Source organism: Actinokineospora sp. NBRC 105648 (assembly GCF_030269645.1).
Taxonomy (GTDB): Bacteria; Actinomycetota; Actinomycetes; order Mycobacteriales; family Pseudonocardiaceae; genus Actinokineospora.
The window spans coordinates 11198-30127 of the sequence record NZ_BSTR01000020.1 but is presented as its reverse complement, the minus strand read 5'-3'; the positions used below and the strand labels follow the sequence as shown (position 1 = coordinate 30127).

Sequence of the window (18930 nt, the reverse complement as noted above, 5' to 3'; positions counted from 1 at the left end):
CGGCCAAATTCACCGCGCTCGACCTCACTGTGCCTATCCGCCGATCGCCACGGGCGCCGAGCCCACTGCGCGACGTCGGTGCGCCCGACCTTCGATCGCCGTGGGTGGGCCTACTGCGCGCTCTCGGTGGACCCGACCGGCGTTCGCTGCGGGCGTGCCCACCGCACGATCTCGGTGTGCTTGTCCGGCGTTCGCTGCGAGTGGGCCTGCTGTGCGGCCTCGATGTGCCTGTCCGTCGATCGCTACGCGGACCGAGCCCACTGCGCGACCTCGGTTCCCCTGCCCCACGAGCGCCGCCGGTGGGTCTCCCGAGCGATCTCAGTGTGCCCGACCGACGATCACCCCGGCGCGGTCGATCACCACCACGTCCACCGCCACCTCGGCCCCGCGGAGCACCTCGACTGCCGTCTGCTTCGCCTGGCGCGCAACGGCATCACCCAGCGGCACCCCCGCCGCCTCGGCCAGTCGCAGGGCCTCCAACGCCGTGTTCCCAGCGGTGATCCGCGCGGCCAGTTCGTCGTCGCCGCCCGCCGCGACCGCGGTCCGGGCGAGCGCGCTCAAGTCCACTTGCGACCGTCCAGAGTGGAGATCGAGGTGGCCGTCGGCGAGCTTCGAGAGCTTGCCGAAACCGCCCGCCACCGTCAGTCGGGGGACCGGGTGCCTGCGCAGGTACTTCAGCACCGCGCCGGCGAAGTCGCCCATGTCGAGCAGCGCGTCCTCGGGGAGCCCGTAGAGCGCCATGACCGTCTTCTCCGACGTCGACCCCGTGCAGCCCGCCACGTGCTCGTACCCCCCCGCTCGGGCGACGTCGATGCCCCGGCGGATGCTGTCGATCCACGCCGAGCACGAGTACGGCACCACCACGCCTGTCGTGCCCAAAATGGACAGTCCACCCAGGATTCCCAGGCGGGGGTTCCAGGTCTTGCGCGCCAGCTCCTCACCGCCGTCCACCGAGATCTCGACCACCACGTCACCGGTGCCGCCGTGCGCCGCCGCCACCGCCGCGACGTGCTCGCGGATCAGCTGCCGGGGCACCGGGTTGATCGCGGGCTCGCCGACGTCCAACGGCAGCCCCGCCTTGGTCACCGTGCCCACCCCCGGACCGGCGCGGAACGCGACCCCGCTGCCCGGCGAGCCGTGGCGGACCGTCGACCGGATCAGCGCGCCGTGCGTGACGTCCGGGTCGTCGCCCGCGTCCTTGACCACGCCCGCCATCGCCTCGCCGCCCGGGTGTTCGCCGCCCAGGTGCTCGACGGCCAGCGCGAACGCCGGGGTCTGTCCCTTGGGGAGGGTGATCGTCACCGGATCGGGGAAGTCGCCGGTGAGCAGCGCGGTGTAGGCCGCCGTGGTGGCGGCCGTCGCGCACGCGCCGGTGGTCCAGCCGTAGCGCAGGCCCTCCGGCGTCCGCCGCTCTCCGGTCATGGCACCAGGGTGACCGATGGACACCGCGCGGGCGCGGCGGGGGTGGTCCGGTGAGGGTCCTCGTCCTGGGCGGCACCGCCGAGGCCCGCGCACTGGCGGCCGCGCTGCACGGGCGCGCGGGTACGACCGTGGTGTCCTCCCTGGCCGGTCGGGTGCGCGACCCCAAGCTGCCGGTGGGGGAGGTCCGGGTCGGCGGCTTCGGTGGTCCGGTCAAGCTCGCCGAGTGGCTGGTCGCCGAGCGGGTCGACGCCGTGGTCGACGCCACCCACCCGTTCGCGGAGCGGATCAGCGCGTCGGCGGCCACCGCGTCCCGCGAACGCGGCGTCCCGCTGATCATGCTGCGCCGTCCGGGCTGGACACCCCGGCCCGGCTGGCACCCGGTGCCCGACCTCGCCGCGGCGAACCGCGCGGCCGCCGACCTGGGGGAGCGGATCTTCCTCACCACCGGCCGCCAGGGGCTGGCCGTGTTCGCCGACACCGACCGGTGGTTCCTGGTCCGCTGCGTCGACCCACCCGACCCTCCGCTCCCAAAGCGGATGCACCTGCTGCTCGACCGCGGCCCCTACACACTCGAGGGTGAGCTGGCCCTGCTGCGCGAGCACCGCGTCGACGTGCTGGTCACCAAGGACAGCGGCGGCCCGCTCACGGTGGCCAAGCTCGACGCCGCCGAGGCGCTGGGCGTCCCGGTGGTCGTGGTCGCCCGGCCCGCGCCACCGGACGTGCCGCTGGTCGCCACCGTCGACGAGGTCCTCGCCTGGCTGGACCAGCGGTGATCGACGGGCTGGCGCGCTGCGCCGTCACGGTGGAGAACGCCCAGGTGGTGGCCTTCCACGGCGACGCCCTCCCCGACGAGGTCGAGCTGGGCGAGCTCGAGCTCGGTGACCCGGCCCGGGTCGTGGTGGCCGCGCACCTGCCGGTCGCCGAGGCGGTCCCGGTCCTCAGCCGGGCCCGGCGGCGCCCCGACGCCCACCCCACCGCGGGCTACTGGGGCTCCGTCGTGCTCTTCGCGCTGCGCCTGGTCGCCCAGGGGCACCGGCGGCCCGAGGACACCGCCCGCCTGCGCGAACTCGCCGCGGCCATGCCCGCCGACGCCCGCACACCGCGCTCCGGCCGCCCCGAGGACCTGGTGCACGCCTTCGTCGCGGCCATCGCAGGCGCGGCCGCCGACGAGCGGCCCGCAGTGATGGACGCCCCGCCCGTGATCGACGAGCCCGAGATCGTGGACGGACTGCGCGGTGCCGTGCGCTGCTCACTCCGCCTGGAGGCCGATGGGACCTGCGTGGCGCAGGCGCACCCGGTCGGCGAGCCCGGGACCGTGTTCGACGCGGTCGAGGTCTGGGCGCGCGGCGACGCCACCGCCCGGGCGACGTTGACCACCGCCCTCACCCGGGGCGCGCGCTCGTGGCCACCACTGCGGCGGCTGCTGCTCCAGACCACCCCCGACCGGATCGCGCTCACCGAGTCCGAGGTCGGTGACCTCCTGACCACCGCCCCGCGCCTTAGCGTGATCGGGCTCGCCGTGCACTGGCCGCGCGACCTGCTGGGCACGCTGACCGAGCACGTCGTCCTCGGCCGGACCGAGCGCGACGGGACGCTGTCCGCGCAGTGGGAGTTCGTGCTCGACGGCGTGCCGCTCACCCGCGCCGAGATCGACCGGCTAGCCGACACACACCACCGGGCCGTGCGGTTGCGCGACAAGTGGGTCGTGCTCGGGTCCGGCCCCGTGCCGCGCGCGCTGCCGCCGATGGCCGCGGCCGAGGCGCTGGGCGCCGCGCTGGTCGGCAGCACGGAGGTCGACGGCCGCCGGGTCGAGGTCGTCGCCGACGGGTGGCTGGCGGGCGTGCGCGCCCGGATCGCCGACCCGGAGTCCGGGGCGCCGGTGGCCCAGCCCGCCGCGCTCGCCGCCACGCTGCGCGACTACCAGCTGCGCGGCCTGCGCTGGCTGGCCCGGATGAGCGACCTCGGTCTCGGTGCCTGCCTGGCCGACGACATGGGACTGGGCAAGACGATCACGCTCATCGCCCTGCACCTGCACCGACAGTCCGATGTGGACACGCGAGGGCCGACACTGGTGGTGTGCCCGGCCTCGCTGCTGGGCAACTGGGCGCGGGAGATCCGCCGGTTCGCCCCGGGCGTCCCGGTCCGGCGCTACCACGGTGCCACCCGGTCGGTCGCCGACGACGGGTTCGTGCTCACCACCTACGCCACGATGCGCCGCGACGCGTCCCTGCTCGCCCTGCACCGCTGGGGGCTGGTGGTCGCCGATGAGGCGCAGCACGTGAAGAACCCCGCCGCGAGCACGGCCAAGGCGCTGCGGACGATCCCCGCGGTGGCCCGGGTCGCGCTGACCGGGACCCCGGTGGAGAACGGCCTGCTCGACCTGTGGGCGATCCTCGACTGGACCACGCCCGGGCTGCTCGGCACCCTGGACTCGTTCCGCGCCCGCTGGGTGAAGCCGATCGCCGCCGACCCCGCCGTGGCGGAGCGGTTCGCCCGGCTGGTGGGCCCGTTCCTGTTGCGGCGCAAGAAGTCCGACCCCGGGATCGCCCCCGAACTGCCGCCCAAGACCGAGACCGACCACCCGGTGCCGCTCACCCGCGAGCAGATCGGCCTCTACACCGCCGCCGCCCGCGGCTCGATGGCCGCCATCCGGGACGCCGACGGGATGGCCCGCCGCGGCCAGGTGATGCGCCTTCTGACGGTGCTGAAACAGATCTGCAACCACCCCGCGCACTACCTCGCCGAGGAGTCGGGCCGGACGGCGGGCCGCTCCGGCAAACTCGCCCTGCTCGACGAGCTGCTCGACACCATCCTCGCCGAGGACGGCGCGGTGCTGGTGTTCACCCAGTACGTGGCGATGGCCCGGCTGCTCGAACGGCACCTGCGCGAACGCGGTGTCGCCACTGGGTTCCTGCACGGCGGCACCCCGGTGGCCCGCCGCGACACGCTCGTGGCCGAGTTCACCGCGGGCGCCTTCCCGGTGTTCCTGTTGTCCCTCAAGGCGGCGGGCACCGGGCTGAACCTGACCCGGGCCGACCACGTCGTGCACTACGACCGCTGGTGGAACCCGGCGGTCGAGGACCAGGCGACCGACCGCGCGTACCGGATCGGGCAGACGCGCCCGGTGCAGGTGCACCGGCTGATCGCGGAGGGCACGGTCGAGGACCGCGTGGCGGCATTGCTTGCCAGCAAAAGGGATCTGGCTGCCTCGGTGCTCTCCGGGGGTGAGTCCGCCCTGACCGAACTGACCGACGACGAACTCGCCGCGCTGGTCGAACTACGCGCCTGACCCCGAAAACCGTTGGCGCGTGGTCGGTTGGGAACGCCAGCATGGGCGCATGGACCTGCACAGCTACTACACCAGCGGCACCACCGAGCACGATCGCTTGTACCGCACGCCGCACGGCAGGCTGGAGCTGTTGCGCACCAAGGAGATCATCCGCCGGGACATCCCGGCCCGGGCCCGGGTGCTCGACGTCGGTGGTGGGACCGGCGCGCACGCCGAATGGCTGGCGGCGGACGGGCACTCGGTGCACGTCATCGACCCCGTCCCGGCCCACGTCGAGGCGGCCGCCTCGTTGCCAGGGGTGACTGCCTCGGTGGGGGACGCCCGGGAGCCGGCCGTGCCGACCGGCAGCGTCGACGTGGTGTTGCTGTTCGGGCCGCTCTACCACTTGTGCGACGTCGCCGACCGGCGACTCGCGCTGGCCGAGGCCGCGCGCGTGCTGCGGCCCGGTGGAGTCCTGTTCGCGGCGGCCATCAGCCGGTGCCTGACGCTGCTGGAGACCGGGAGCGCCGGGCGGCTCTCCGCCGAGCTGGCGCCCCGGGTCGCCGAGGTGCTGGCCACCGGCGCCTACGACGGGCACGTCGGTTTCGTCCCGGCGCACTTCCACGACGCCGACGAGCTCGGCGCCGAGGTCGCCGCGGGCGGTTTCACCGACGTGGCGGTGTACGGGGTCGAGGGACCCGTTTGGCCTACCCTGGACGCACTGGGGGACAACGGGTTCGCCCGAATGGTGGACGCGGCCGCGCGCTGCGCTCGGCTGGTCGAGCGAGATCCGCGGCTGATCGCCGCCAGTGCCCACCTGATCGCAACCGGTAGCCCCCGTGCCGCGTCTTGACTGGTGGACCCACCACCAGGAGGACATCCATGCCCGAAGGAAGCCCGAAGCCTTCCAGAGCCCCCAAGCCTGGCAGAACCCCGCTCGCGTTCGCCCTTGTCCTCGTTAGCGGACTGGCTCTCGTCGGGTGCGGCTCCACCACCTCCGGCGTGCCCCTGCCGCCCAGCTCGTCCGCCGGGTCCGCCCCGGCGTCGGACCAGGACCTGTGCCTGTCCGAGGAGGTGCTCGCGGACCTGCTGGGCGACGTGAAGTCCATCGGCGGGGTCACCGGCGCCGAGGTCGTGGGGCACTGCACCCGGCTGGTGGTGTCGACCAGCCTCAAAGCCGCGGGCGAGGTCTCCGACCGTGCCACCACCATCTGCGATGACGCCGCTGTCCTGGCCTATGGCTTCGGCATCGGCTCGGTGAGCGTGCGGGCCGTGGACTCCTCAGAGCTGGCGACGGGAATCAAGGGCGCGCCCTGCGCACGGCGCTGACACTGTCCATTGTGGAGTGCGGAGATTCGGCCGGACAAGATCGCAACCCGGTGCCCGGCCGTCGCGTCCTCAAAGGCGACGAGCTCCCGCCGCGCTCCACAGGAGGACCAGATGACCCGCACCGCCCGCCTCGCCGCTCTCGTCGTCCCCGCCGCGTTCCTGTTCGCCTTAGGCGGCTGCGGGTCGAGCACACCGATCCCGACCGTGCCCGGCGCGCCCGTGGTCCCCGCCGCGAGCGAGGGCTCAGGCGACCGGGACGCCAGCTGCCCGCCCGCAGCGATCAAGAACCTCAAGGAGGGCATCGGCGCACTCGACGGGGTCAAGGGGGTCGAGATCGTCGGCCAGTGCACCCGGGTCGTGGTGTCCACCGCGTTCAAGGCCAAGGACTCGGCCAAGGCCAAGGCGCTCTGCGACGACGCCTCGACCCTGGTCTACGGCTTCGAGGTCGGCTCGGTCAGCGTCGAGGGCGCGGACGCCACCGAGTTGGCGATGGGGATCAAGGGCGCGCCCTGCCGCGCCGCCTGAGTCACGGGTAGTGCCGGGGGGTGAACACGACCCGGGTGCCGTCGCCTCGTTCGACCACCCGGGTCTGCGAGGAGCCGACCAGCAGCAGGCAGCGCATGTCCACAGTGGATGGATCGAGATCGGCCAGCCGCAGCACCCGGACGGACTCCGTCGGGCCGCCCACGTCGCGGCCGATCACCACCGGTGTGTCCGGGGACCGGTGGCGCAGCAACAGGTCCCGCGCCTCGCCCAGCTGCCAGGTGCGGCTCTTCGACGCCGGGTTGTAGATCGCGATCACCAGGTCGGCGGCGGCCACCGCGTCGAGCCTGCGGGTGATCACCTCCCACGGCTTGAGCCGGTCGGACAGCGAGATCACGCAGAAGTCGTGCCCCAGCGGCGCGCCCACCCGGCTGGCCACCGCCTGCGCGGCGGTCAGGCCGGGCAGCACCCGCACCGGCACCTCTGTCCACTGCGGATCGGTCGCCACCTCGAGGACCGCCGCCGCCATCGCGAACACGCCCGGGTCGCCGGAGGACACCACGGCGACCCGGCGCCCGCGCTTGGCCAGGTCGAGCGCGAACGCCGCCCGCTCGGCCTCCACCTGGTTGTCCGAGGCGTGCCGCTGCTGACGGGGGTTCGGCGGCACGCGGTCGAGATAGGTCTTGTAGCCCACCAGGTCGTCGGCCACCGCCAGCGCTTCCTGCGCCTCCGGCGTCAGCCACGGCCTGCCCGCCGGGCCGGTGCCCACGACCACCACCTCGCCCACCGCCACGACGCTTTCGGCGGATCGCGCGGCCGATCGGACACCGTCGTTGACCGGGCTTGGCAGCAGTGCCAACGAGAAGTACGGCACGGTGGTCGGGTCTACTTCGGACAGTGGCAGACTCCGGCCCTGGTCCCAGGTGGCCCGCTCGACGTAGAGGGCGCGGTCGAGCTTGCCCGCCGCGGCGAAGGCGTCGCGCACCTTGCCGAACGTGCGACCCAGCTTGAGCACCGCGGCCGAGTCGGTCCGAGCGAGGTGCTCGGCCAGGTCGGCTTCGGGCAACGTTCCCGGTAGGACGGTCAGGACTTCTTCACCCTCGACCAGTGGCCTGCCCAGCACCGCCGCTGCGGCGCTGACCGACGTCACACCCGGCACCACCTCGGTGGGGTAGCGGTCGCACAGCCGCTTGTGCATGTGCATGTAGGAGCCGTAGAAGAGCGGATCACCCTCGGCCAGCACGACGACATCGCGCCCGGCGTCGAGGTGCGCGGCCAGCCGGGCGGCGCTGTGCTCGTAGAACTCGGCCATCGCGCCCGCGTAGCCGCCGGGGTGGTCGGTGGTCTCGACGGTCAGCGGGTAGACCAGCTGCTCCTCGATCTGACCGTCCCGCAGGTACGGCTCGGCGACACCGCGCGCGATCGACTTGCCGTGCCGCGCGCTGTGGTAGGCGACGACATCGGCCCCGGTGATCAACCGGGCGGCCTTGACCGTGACCAACTCCGGGTCGCCCGGCCCCAGCCCGACGCCGTAGAGGGTGCCGCTCATTCGACGTCGCTCGCGATCGCGTTGACCGCGGCCACGGCCATCGCGCTGCCGCCGCGGCGCCCGCGCACCACCAGGTACGGGATCTCGCCCGGGTAGGCGGCGAGCGCGTCCTTGGACTCGGCCGCGCCGATGAACCCGACCGGCAGCCCGAGGATCGCGGCCGGCCTGCCCGCGCCCTTCTCGATCATCTCCAGCAGCGCGAACAACGCCGTCGGCGCGTTGCCGATCGCCACCACGGCCCCGTCGAGCCGATCCCGCCACAACTCCAGCGCCGCGGCGCTGCGCGTGGTGCCCAGCTCTTGGGCCAGCCCCGGCACCCGGGGGTCGGACAGGGTGCAGATGATCTCGTTGTCGGCGGGCAGCCGCCTGCGCGTGATGCCCGAGGCGACCATGTGCGCGTCGCAGAGGACCGGGTGCCCGGCGTCGAGCGCCGCGCGGGCGGAGGCCACCACGTCGGGGGAGTGGGCGACGTCGGGGACCAGGTCGACCATCCCGCAGGCGTGGATCATGCGGACCACCACGCGCGCCAGGTCCTCGGGCAGCCCGGCCAGGTCGGCCTCCGCGCGGATCGTGGCGAACGAGCGGCGGTAGATCTCCGCGCCGTCCCGGATGTAGTCGAACACCATCACTCCTGCCGTCCGTCGGCGACCGCTGCGGTCACCTGGTTGCCGGGGATCGCCCGGTCGTCGAGAAGGTAGCCGTCCGCCGTGGCCACCAGGTCGGTCACTGTGACTGCTGCCGTCTGTCGGCGACCGCCGTGGTCACTTGGCCGGTGGGGTTGCCGCGCCGTCGAGAAGGTAGCTGTCCGCCGTGGCCGCCGCATCGGTCACTGTCACTGCTGCCGTCTGTCGGCGACCGCTCCGACCACTTGGCCGCCGGGGATCGCCCGGCCGTCGAGAAGGTAGCCGTCGGCCGTGGCCACCACGTCGATCACCGCACCCGCGGGCCGCCCGCACCGCCGCCCGCAGCCGGACCAGTGCACCGCCCGACCCGGCTGGTCGACCGCCAGCGCGGCGGACCGCACGTCGGCCAGCGCCTTCGCGCACCCCGGCTTGCCCGCGCACGCCGTGACCCCGATTCCTGGCGCCCCCCACTCGGTGAGCAAACCCGCCTCGGCCAGCCCGCGCCCGTCCCCCCGCACGACCACGCCGCGCCACGGCGTGATGATCACCGTGCCCAGGACGGCGGCTTGGGCCGCGGTGATCCGTCCGAGGGGCGCCACAGCGCCGAACCCCGGCGACCCGTCGGCGAACACCAGCGGTCCCATCGGCCCCGCGGTCGGCGGCGCGCCGACGGCGATGCGCGCGTCGCTGGTCCCGACCGCCGCGGCGACCTCGGCCACCTGCGGCCCCAGTTCCGCGATCCGCCAGTGCCCGTCGCGCAATCTCAGGAAGTCACCCGCCAGAGTGACGAGCACCCGCGCCGTGTCCTCTCGCCGAACCCGTATCCCCAGGTCAACACCGCCAAGGAGTACCGCGTGCAGTTGTCCACACCTATCCACAGGCAGCCCGTCCCGTCCCCGCCCGAGCCCTCCCCCCGATAAAATGGGCGTGGGCTGTCCCCCCGGGGTTGGGTGGGGGCCGTCCACTGAGGGGTGAGGGCCGCTTGCGGGGTCTGAGGCGCTTGCGGAGTGGGGGGTGCTTGCGGTTGGCGGGTGGAGGGTGCTCGGGGCGGGAGTGCGGCTCTGAGAATTGCGGCTGTGGTGTGGGTCGACCGGGACAGCGGTGAGGTCGGCGCCCAGCCAGGCCACGTCGCCGGTGCCGTCGTCCAAGGCGAACAGGAAGCGGCCGGGTAGGGCTGCCAGGGCCGGGGTGGCGCGCAGCAGCTCGTCCAGTTCGGCCACGAGGTCACCCGGGCCCAGGGGCGAGGCCATGATGTTGCGCACTTTCTCGTGGCTGAGCGAGGGCAGTAGCCCCACGGCCGCGAGTCGGGCCGCCAGGTCGACCTCCGTACCCGGTGCCAGCCCCCGGACCTGCAGGTTCGCCCGCGAGGTCAGCTCCACGACGCCGTTGCCCAGGTCGGCGGCGGATTCCACCACCACTCGCAGCTGCTCGGCGGTGAGCTGGCCACCCGGGACGCGCACGCGCGCCAAGCCGCCGTCGGCTGCCTGGTGCACGTCGAGCGCGCCGGGGCAGGCGTCGGCGCCCGTTCGGCGCTGGGAGGAGGCCACCGTCCGAATATAGGGTGGTCCGGACACAGCGATGGCACGTGGAGGAAGCCGGTGCGAGTCCGGCGCGGTCCCGCCACTGTCACCGGGGGAGCGGCCCTGAACCCAGGGGAACGCTGATCCGGGAGCCAGGACACTCCTGCCACCGCCACCCACGACCCGGGGCGAGGACCCCAGGAAGGGCCCTCATGATCCTGCTCTTGTCGACCTCGGACACCGACCTCCTCTCCGCCCGCGCCAGCGGCGCGGACTACCGGCTGGCCAACCCCGCCCGCCTGCACGTCGACGACCTGCCGCCGCTGCTCGACGGTGTCGACATCGTCGTGGTGCGGCTGCTCGGCGGACGCCGCGCCTGGGAGGCCGGGCTGGACGCGCTGCTCGCGGGCAGGCGCCCGGTCGTGGTCCTCGGCGGTGAGCAGGCGCCCGACGCGGAGCTGATGGAGTGCTCGACCGCGCCCGGCGGCGTCGTCGCCGAGGCGCACCGCTACCTCGCCTTCGGTGGCCCGGACAACCTGCGTGAGCTTGTTCACTTCCTCTCCGACACGCTCCTGCTCACCGGCACCGGCTTCGCCCCGCCGGTCGAGCTCTCCCCGTGGGGCCACTTCGAGCGCACGCCGCGCCGCACCGAGGGGCCGCGGGTCGGGATCCTCTACTACCGCGCGCACCACCTCGCCGGGAACACCGCGTTCGTGGGGGCGCTGGCCGACGCGGTCGAGGACAAGGGCGGCGTCGCCGTCCCGGTCTACTGCGCCTCGCTGCGCACCGCGCCCGCCGAGCTGCTCGCAATCCTCGGCACGCTCGATGCCCTGGTGGTCACCGTCCTCGCCGCCGGTGGCACGCTCCCTGCCGCCGCGGGTGCCGGCGGCGACGACGGCGCATGGGACGTCGGCGCCCTCGCCGACCTCGACATCCCCATCCTGCAAGGACTCTGCCTCACCTCGGATCGGCAGTCCTGGGAGGACAGTGACGACGGTCTGTCCCCTTTGGACACCGCTACCCAGGTCGCGGTCCCGGAGTTCGACGGCCGCCTGATCACCGTCCCGTTCTCGTTCAAGGAGCAGGACCGCGACGGCCTCTCGGTCTACGTGCCCGACCCCGAGCGCGCCGCCCGGGTCGCCGGGATCGCGGTCAAGCACGCCGCCCTCCGGCACACCCCGGCCGCCGAGCGCAAGATCGCGCTGATGCTGTCGGCCTACCCCACCAAGCACTCTCGGATCGGCAACGCCGTCGGCCTGGACACCCCGGTCAGCGCCATCCGCCTGCTCGACGCGCTCGACCGCGCCGGCTACGACCTCGGTGCCGAGGGCGCCCTCCCCGGTCGCGCGGCAGGCGACGGCGACGCGCTGATCCACGCGCTGATCGAGGCGGGCGGCCAAGACCCGAACTGGCTCACCGAGAAGCAGCTCACCGGCAACCCGGTGCGCATCTCCGCCGCCGACTACCGCGCGTTCTTCGACACCCTGCCCGCCGAGCTGCGCGAGTCGATGGAGCAGCACTGGGGACCGGCGCCCGGTGAGCTGTTCGTCGACCGTTCCCAGGACCCCGAGGGCGAGATCGTGCTGGCCGCCCTGCGGACCGGCAACGTGGTGCTGATGGTCCAGCCGCCGCGCGGGTTCGGCGAGAACCCGGTGGCGATCTACCACGACCCGGACCTGCCGCCCAGCCACCACTACCTGGCCGCCTACCGCTGGGTCGCCGACAGCTTCGGCGCGCACGCCATGATCCACCTGGGCAAGCACGGCAACCTGGAGTGGCTGCCCGGCAAGAACCTGGGCCTGTCCGCGGCCTGCGGCCCGGACGCCGCGCTGGGCGACCTGCCGCTGGTCTACCCGTTCCTGGTCAACGACCCGGGCGAGGGCACCCAGGCCAAGCGCCGCGCGCACGCCACCCTGGTCGACCACCTGGTGCCGCCGATGGCGCGCGCCGAGAGCTACGGCGACATCGCCCGGCTCGAGCAGCTGCTCGACGAGCACGCCAACATCGCCGCGATGGACCCGGCCAAGCTCCCGGCCATCCGGGCGCAGATCTGGACGCTGATCCAGGCCGCCAAGCTCGACCACGACCTCGGCCTGGACGACCGCCCGCACGACGCGGAGTTCGACGACTTCCTGCTGCACGTCGACGGCTGGCTGTGCGAGATCAAGGACGTGCAGATCCGCGACGGCCTGCACACCCTCGGCGACGCCCCGACCGGGCCGGGTCGGGTCAACCTGGTCAACTCGATGCTGCGCGCCCGGCAGATGTGGGGCGGCCAGGCCGCCGCGCTGCCCGGCCTGCGCGAGGCGCTGGGGCTGCGCGAGGACGGCTCGGAGACCCGGACCAAGACCGACGAGATCGACGCCGTCGGCCTCGCGCTGGTGCAGGCCATGGAGGACCACGGCTGGGTGCCCGGCGAGGCCCAGCAGGTCACCCGGGACGTCCTGCACGAGGACAACGCGGCCGTCGTCGACGTCTTGACCTTCGCCGCGACGGAGATCGTGCCGCGGCTGGCCAAGACCACCGACGAGATCGACCACGTGCTGCACGCCCTCGACGGCGGCTACGTGCCCGCGGGCCCGAGCGGCTCGCCGCTGCGCGGCCTGGTCAACGTGCTGCCCACCGGCCGCAACTTCTACTCCGTCGACCCCAAGGCGATCCCGAGCAGGCTGGCCTGGGAGACCGGCTCGGCGATGGCCGAGTCGCTGGTCGCCCGCTACCGCGAGGACACCGGCGAGTGGCCGCGCTCGGTGGGCCTGTCGGTGTGGGGCACCTCGGCCATGCGCACCTCCGGCGACGACATCGCCGAGGTGCTGGCCCTGCTGGGCGCGCGCCCGGTCTGGGACGAGGCGTCCCGGCGGGTCAGCAGCCTGGAGGTCATCCCGCTGGCCGAGCTGGGCCGGCCGCGCATCGACGTGACGGTGCGCATCTCGGGCTTCTTCCGCGACGCCTTCCCGCACGTGGTCTACCTGCTCGACGACGCCGTCCGACTGGTCGCCGCGCTGGCGGAGTCCGACGAGGACAACTTCGTCCGCGCGCACGTCCAGGCCGACGCCGAGAAGGGCGAGCGCAGCGCCACCACGCGGATCTTCGGCTCCAAGCCCGGCGCCTACGGGGCGGGCCTGCTGCCGCTGATCGACAGCCACAACTGGCGCGACGACTCCGACCTCGCCGAGGTCTACGCGGTCTGGGGCGGCTTCGCCTACGGCCGCGAGCTAGACGGCGCCGCCGCCCGCGCGGACATGGAGTCGGCCTACAAGCGGATCAACGTCGCGGCCAAGAACGTCGACACCCGTGAGCACGACATCGCCGACTCCGACGACTACTTCCAGTACCACGGCGGCATGATCGCCACCGTCCGCGCGCTCACCGGCACCGCGCCCGCGGCCTACATCGGCGACAGCACCCGCCCTGAGTCCGTGCGCACCCGGTCGCTGGCCGAGGAGACCAACCGGGTGTTCCGCTCCCGCGTGGTCAACCCGCGCTGGATCGAGGCCATGCGGCGGCACGGCTACAAGGGCGCCTTCGAGCTGGCGGCCACGGTCGACTACCTGTTCGGCTACGACGCCACGACGGGCGTGGTGGCCGACTGGATGTACGACAAGCTCGCGCAGACCTACGCGCTGGACCCGGAGAACCGCAAGTTCCTCACCGAGTCCAACCCGTGGGCGCTGCACGGTATCGCCGAACGCCTGCTGGAGGCGGCCGAGCGCAAGATGTGGGCCGAGCCCGACCCGGACACCCTGCGCCAGTTGCAGGAGCTGTACCTGCAGGTCGAGGGCGACATCGAGGCGGGCTCGGAGTAGATCGGCGGGTTCTCGGCGCGGCCAGGCAGGTTCTTGGTGGTGTGCGGTGCGCGGTGGGCAGCAGGATCGGAGGCATGCTGCCCACCGGTGTCCTGGTACCGCTGATCACCCCGTTCACCGCCGACGACCGCGTCGATACCGCCTCCCTTGAGCGTCTCGCACGGGACGTGCTGGCCGGGGGCGCGGTCGGGCTGGTCGCGCTGGGAACCACCGCGGAGGCGGCGACGCTGACCGTGGACGAACGCGCGACCGTGCTGTCGGTGTGCGCCCGCGTCGCCGACGAGCACGGTGTGCCGCTGATCGTCGGCTGTGGCTCCAACGACACGGCGGGGTCGGCCAAGGCGCTGGCCGAGCTGCCCGACGGTGTCGCCGCGGCGCTGGTGCCGGTGCCGCCGTTCACCCGGCCGACCGCGGACGGCGTGCTCGCCCACTTCGCCGCGCTCGCGGGCCCGGTTCCCCTGATCGTGTACAACGTCCCCTATCGCACTGGACTGGAGCTCACCGCCGAGACCGTCCTGCGGCTGGCCGGGGTCCCCGGCGTCGTCGGCACCAAGCACTCCGCGGGCGCGCTCGACGGCGAAACGGTCACCCTGATGGCCGAGCGGCCCGCGGGCTTCACCGTCTACGGCGGCGACGACGTGCTGATCTCCCCGCTCCTCGCGATCGGTGCCGACGGCGGCATCCTGGCCTCGGCACACCTGGACACCCGCGGCTTCGCCGATCTCGTCGACGCCTGGCACACCGGCGACGTCGCCCGCGCCCGCGCGCTCGGGCACCGCCTGGCCCGGTTGGCCGCGGCCCTGTTCGCCGAGCCCAACCCGGTCGTGGTCAAGGCGGTGCTGCACGCGCTGGGCCGCATCGCCACCCCGGCCGTGCGGCTGCCGCTGCTGCCCGTCTCGGCCGCCGCCCTGGCCCGGGCCCGCGCGGAGATCGACTTGCGGTGACGATCGACTTGCCGTGGCCTGAGGGTTGACCTGGCGCGGCCAGGGGTAAGACCCAGGCGACACACCGCACAGGAGGCCATGATGTCCGCAGACGTGATCGAGTTGATCCTGGCCGACCACCGCCGGTTCGAGGACCTGTTCCGCCTGCTGCGCGACAGCTCCAACGACCGGGACCAGGTGCTCGGCGAGCTGGCCGGGCTGCTGGTCGCGCACGCCGAGGCCGAGGAGTCCGAGGTCTACCCGGCGCTGCGCCGGTTCAAGGGCATCGACGACCACGAGGTCGAGCACGGTGCCGAGGAGCACGCCGAGGGCCACGTGGCCCTGCTCGCCGTGCTGGAGGCGGGGGCGGCGGGCTCCGAGCAGTGGGACGAGAAGCTCGAGGACCTGGTCAAGGCGGTCAACCACCACGTCGACGAGGAGGAGCGGACCATCCTCGACGACGCCCGCCGCAATGTCCCGGACGAGCGCCGCGCGGAGCTGGGGGAGCGGTTCCTCAGCGTGCGCGAGGAGCGGATCAAGGCGGGCTGCGGCGACCTGACCCACGTCCGCGAGCTGGTCGAGCAGACCAAGGACCGGATCGACGACTGAGAGGACTGACCATGATCCTGCGCAGGCTGGCCCGGCCGATGCTCGCCACGATCTTCATCGCGGGCGGCGTCAACGTGCTGCGCGCCCCCCAGGCCCACGTCGAGGCGGCCAAGCCGCTGCTGACCGACACCCTGGACAAGGTGGGCGACAAGCTCCCCGCCCAGGTGCCGACCGACCCGGCCACGCTGGTCAAGATCGACGGCGCGGTCAAGATCGGCGCCGGGCTCGCGCTCGCGCTGGGCAAGTTCCCCCGGCTCGCCGCGCTGCTGCTCTCCGGCAGCCTGGTCCCGACCACGCTGGCGGCGCACCGCTTCTGGGAGGAGAAGGACCCGGAGGAGCGCCAGCGCCAGCAGGTCCAGTTCTTCAAGAACGTCAGCCTGCTCGGCGGCCTGCTGCTGGCCTCGGCCGACACGCACGGCAAGCCGTCGGTCGCCTGGCGGGCCAAGCGCGCCGGTCACGACCTCGGCGACTGGATCTCCGACACCACCGACACGGTCGGGTCGGCGGTCTCGAGCGTGCCGACGAAGGCCAAGAAGGCAGTGGGGAACGTCATTCCCGGCTGAGTCCGGAATCACCAGGACGGCTCACGCGTCCCTATCGGTGGATAGGTTGGTGTGAGCCGCTTCCTGGAGGTGTCCGTGACCCGTGTAGACGTGCCCGAACCCACCGAGTCCGCGATCCGGCGCGCGTTGCGCCGGGCGCGCGACGGTGTGGTGATCGACCAGGTCGAGGCCGAGGTCCTGCTGCACGCGCGCGGTGAGCACCTCGACGACCTGTTCGCCACCGCGTCGCGGGTCCGCGACGCCGGGCTCGTGGCCACGGGCAGGCCCGGGGTGATCACGTACTCGCGTAAGGTGTTCATCCCGCTCACCCGGCTCTGCCGTGACCGGTGTCACTACTGCACCTTCGCGACCGTCCCAGGCAGGTTGCCCGCGCCGTTCCTCAGCCCCGACGAGGTGCTGGAGATCGCCCGCCAGGGTGCCGCCATGGGTTGCAAGGAGGCCCTGTTCACCCTGGGCGACCGGCCCGAGGACCGCTGGGACGCCGCTCGCGAGTGGCTGGAGGCGGCCGGCTACCCGGACACGCTGTCCTATGTGCGCGCCATGGCGATCCGGGTGCTCGAGGAGACCGGGCTGCTGCCGCACCTCAACCCCGGGGTGCTGTCCTGGACGGACTTCCAGCGGCTCAAGCCGGTCGCGCCGTCGATGGGCATGATGCTGGAGACCACCTCGACGGCGCTGTGGTCCGAGCCCGGCGGCCCGCACTACGGCTCACCGGACAAGGAGCCCGCCGTCCGGCTGCGGGTGCTGGAGGAGGCGGGCCGCTCGGCGGTCCCGTTCACCACCGGCGTGCTGATCGGCATCGGCGAGACACTGGCCGACCGGGTCGAGTCGATCTTCGCGATCCGCCAGGTGTCCCGCCGCTACGGCGGTGTGCAAGAGGTGATCATCCAGAACTTCCGGGCCAAGCCGGACACCGCGATGCGCGGCATGCCCGACGCCGAGGCCGCTGAACTGGCCGCCACGGTCGCCGTCGCCCGGGTGGTCCTCGGTCCGAAGGCGCGCATCCAGGCCCCGCCCAACCTGATCGGCGGCGAGTTCGGGATGCTGCTGCGCGCGGGCGTCGACGACTGGGGCGGGGTGTCGCCGCTGACCCCGGACCACGTGAACCCCGAGCGGCCGTGGCCGCAGATCGAGGACTTGGCCGCGCGCACCGCCGAGGCCGGGTTCCGGCTCGCCGAGCGGCTGACCATCTACCCCGAGTACCTCAAGCGCGGCGAGCCGTGGCTCGACCCGCGGCTGTCCGCGCACGTGGCGGCGTTGGCCGACCCGGAGACCGGGCTGGCGGTCGAGGACGCGCCGCTGGTCGGGCGGCCGTGGCAGGAGCCGGAGGTCGCCCTCGTCGACTCCGGCCGCACCGACCTGCACACCTCGATCGACACCGAGGGCCGCACGGGTGACCGCCGCGACGACTTCGACTCGGTCTACGGCGACTGGGAGGAACTGCGCGGCCAGGTCGAGCGCAAGACCTCCGCGGTGGGCGCCGGTGGCGCCATCCGCCCGGACTTCCTCGTGGCGCTGCGCAACGCGGAGCGCGACCCGGCCGGACTGTCCGATTCGGACTCGTTGACCCTGCTCTCGGCGGGCCCCGGTGCCGAGATCGAGGCGCTGGCCGCGCTGGCCGACGCGCTGCGCGCGCAGGCCGTGGGCGACGACATCACCTACGTGGTCACCCGCAACATCAACTTCACCAACGTCTGCTACACCGGGTGCCGCTTCTGCGCCTTCGCCCAGCGCCGCACCGACGCCGACGCCTACACGCTGTCGTTGGACCAGGTCGGCATGCGCGCGGAGCAGGCTTGGGACGTCGGCGCCACCGAGGTCTGCATGCAGGGCGGCATCCACCCGGACCTGCCCGGCACGGCCTACTTCGACATCGCCGCCGAGGTGAAGAAGCGCGCCCCCGGCCTGCACGTGCACGCCTTCTCGCCGATGGAGGTGGTCAACGGCGCCTCCCGGACCAACCTGTCCATCGCCGACTGGCTGAGCGCCGCCCGGGAGTCCGGTGTGGACTCATTGCCCGGGACCGCCGCGGAGATCCTCGACGACGACGTCCGGTGGATCCTCACCAAGGGCAAACTCCCCACCGCCACGTGGATCGAGGTCGTCACGACCGCGCACCGGCTGGGCATCCCCACCACCTCGACGATGATGTACGGCCACGTCGACACCCCGGCGCACTGGGTGGCCCACCTCAAGCTGATCGCCTCGGTGCAGGCCGACACCGGCGGGTTCAGCGAGTTCGTGCTGCTGCCGTTCGTGCACACCAACGCCCCGCTCTACCTGGCGGGCATCGCCCGGCCCGGGCCCACGCACCTGGAGAACCGGGCGGTGCACGCGCTGGCCCGGATCCTGCTGCACGGCCGGATCTCGAACATCCAGACCAGCTGGGTCAAGCTCGGCGACCCGGGCGTGGTCGACGTCCTGCGCGGCGGGGTGAACGACCTGGGCGGCACGCTGATGGAGGAGACCATCAGCCGGATGGCGGGCAGCGACAACGGCAGCTACAAGACCATCGCCGACCTCGAGGCCCTGGCCGCCGCGGCGGGCCGACCGGCCCGGCAGCGCACCACCACCTACGGCGTGGTCCCTCCGGAGCGCCGCGCCGCGGGCCTGGCCCACGACGGGGTGTGGAAGCCGAACCTGCTGCCGATCACCGTTTCCTGACCTAGTCGAGGGGCCGCCCCGGCGCCCCCTCGACCACGTCCGGCTCGACCACGTCCGGCTCGACCACGTCCGGCTCGACCACGTCCGGCTCGACCACGTCCGGCTCGACCACGTCCGGCTCGACCACGTCCGGCTCGACCACGTCCGGCTCGACCACGTCCGGCTCGACCG

At 73.3% G+C, this 18930-nt stretch carries 14 protein-coding genes and 1 riboswitch; of the genes, 10 read left to right on the top strand and 4 right to left on the bottom strand.

What is annotated here, in order from left to right; genetic code table 11:
* Window positions 1–318: 318 nt before the first annotated feature.
* Complete coding sequence (locus QSK30_RS18890) at window positions 319–1422, bottom strand: cobalt-precorrin-5B (C(1))-methyltransferase (RefSeq protein WP_285504478.1); 1104 nt, start codon at window positions 1420–1422, stop codon at window positions 319–321.
* 50 nt (window positions 1423–1472) lie between these two features.
* Between QSK30_RS18890 and QSK30_RS18885 the strand changes: the two genes are divergently transcribed.
* The 5 genes from QSK30_RS18885 to QSK30_RS18865 all read left to right on the top strand — a co-directional run bounded on the left by QSK30_RS18885 (window position 1473) and on the right by QSK30_RS18865 (window position 6544).
* On the top strand, window positions 1473–2195 hold the full coding sequence (locus QSK30_RS18885; protein ID WP_285504477.1) for a cobalt-precorrin-6A reductase: 723 nt from the start codon (window positions 1473–1475) through the stop codon (window positions 2193–2195).
* Entirely contained in the window at window positions 2192–4711 is a 2520-nt protein-coding gene (locus QSK30_RS18880) for a DEAD/DEAH box helicase (RefSeq protein ID WP_285504475.1), read from the top strand. Before QSK30_RS18885 ends, QSK30_RS18880 begins: the two co-directional genes overlap by 4 nt.
* Window positions 4712–4760: 49 nt before the next feature.
* Entirely contained in the window at window positions 4761–5543 is a 783-nt protein-coding gene (locus tag QSK30_RS18875) for a class I SAM-dependent methyltransferase (protein WP_285504473.1), read from the top strand.
* Between the two features lie 149 nt (window positions 5544–5692).
* On the top strand, window positions 5693–6019 hold the full coding sequence (locus tag QSK30_RS18870; protein ID WP_285504471.1) for a hypothetical protein: 327 nt from the start codon (window positions 5693–5695) through the stop codon (window positions 6017–6019).
* Window positions 6020–6130: 111 nt separating this feature from the next.
* A complete protein-coding gene (locus QSK30_RS18865) occupies window positions 6131–6544 on the top strand; it encodes a hypothetical protein (protein WP_285504470.1) in 414 nt (137 codons plus the stop codon).
* A 1-nt stretch (window position 6545) separates the two neighbouring features.
* On the opposite strand, the gene QSK30_RS18860 is transcribed toward QSK30_RS18865, so the two are convergent.
* The 3 genes from QSK30_RS18860 to QSK30_RS18850 form a co-directional block, all read right to left on the bottom strand.
* A complete protein-coding gene (locus QSK30_RS18860; RefSeq protein ID WP_285504468.1) occupies window positions 6546–8051 on the bottom strand; it encodes a precorrin-2 C(20)-methyltransferase in 1506 nt (501 codons plus the stop codon).
* Window positions 8048–8674 carry a precorrin-8X methylmutase gene (locus QSK30_RS18855; RefSeq protein WP_285504466.1) on the bottom strand — a complete coding sequence of 209 codons (627 nt, stop codon included), beginning with the start codon at window positions 8672–8674 and terminating at the stop codon, window positions 8048–8050. Before QSK30_RS18855 ends, QSK30_RS18860 begins: the two co-directional genes overlap by 4 nt.
* 209 nt (window positions 8675–8883) lie before the next feature.
* Window positions 8884–10221, bottom strand: a complete 1338-nt coding sequence (locus QSK30_RS18850; protein WP_285504465.1) for a ferredoxin-like domain-containing protein — start codon at window positions 10219–10221, stop codon at window positions 8884–8886.
* Between the two features lie 41 nt (window positions 10222–10262).
* A riboswitch (cobalamin riboswitch) is annotated at window positions 10263–10357 on the top strand.
* 49 nt (window positions 10358–10406) lie between these two features.
* On the opposite strand from QSK30_RS18850, the gene cobN reads away from it, so the two are divergent.
* From cobN to QSK30_RS18825, 5 genes are all read left to right on the top strand, one after another.
* Window positions 10407–14000, top strand: a complete 3594-nt coding sequence (gene cobN, locus QSK30_RS18845; RefSeq protein WP_285504463.1) for a cobaltochelatase subunit CobN — start codon at window positions 10407–10409, stop codon at window positions 13998–14000.
* A 74-nt stretch (window positions 14001–14074) separates the two neighbouring features.
* The gene (gene dapA, locus QSK30_RS18840) at window positions 14075–14944 is read left to right on the top strand and encodes a 4-hydroxy-tetrahydrodipicolinate synthase (protein ID WP_285504462.1); all 870 of its coding nucleotides are present in this window, start codon (window positions 14075–14077) and stop codon (window positions 14942–14944) included.
* Between the two features lie 81 nt (window positions 14945–15025).
* Window positions 15026–15532, top strand: a complete 507-nt coding sequence (locus QSK30_RS18835; RefSeq protein WP_285504461.1) for a hemerythrin domain-containing protein — start codon at window positions 15026–15028, stop codon at window positions 15530–15532.
* An 11-nt stretch (window positions 15533–15543) separates the two neighbouring features.
* Window positions 15544–16095, top strand: coding sequence for a DoxX family membrane protein (locus QSK30_RS18830; protein ID WP_285504459.1), 552 nt, complete (start codon window positions 15544–15546; stop codon window positions 16093–16095).
* 75 nt (window positions 16096–16170) lie between these two features.
* Window positions 16171–18759, top strand: a complete 2589-nt coding sequence (locus tag QSK30_RS18825) for a bifunctional FO biosynthesis protein CofGH (RefSeq protein WP_285504458.1) — start codon at window positions 16171–16173, stop codon at window positions 18757–18759.
* Window positions 18760–18930 lie beyond the last annotated feature (171 nt).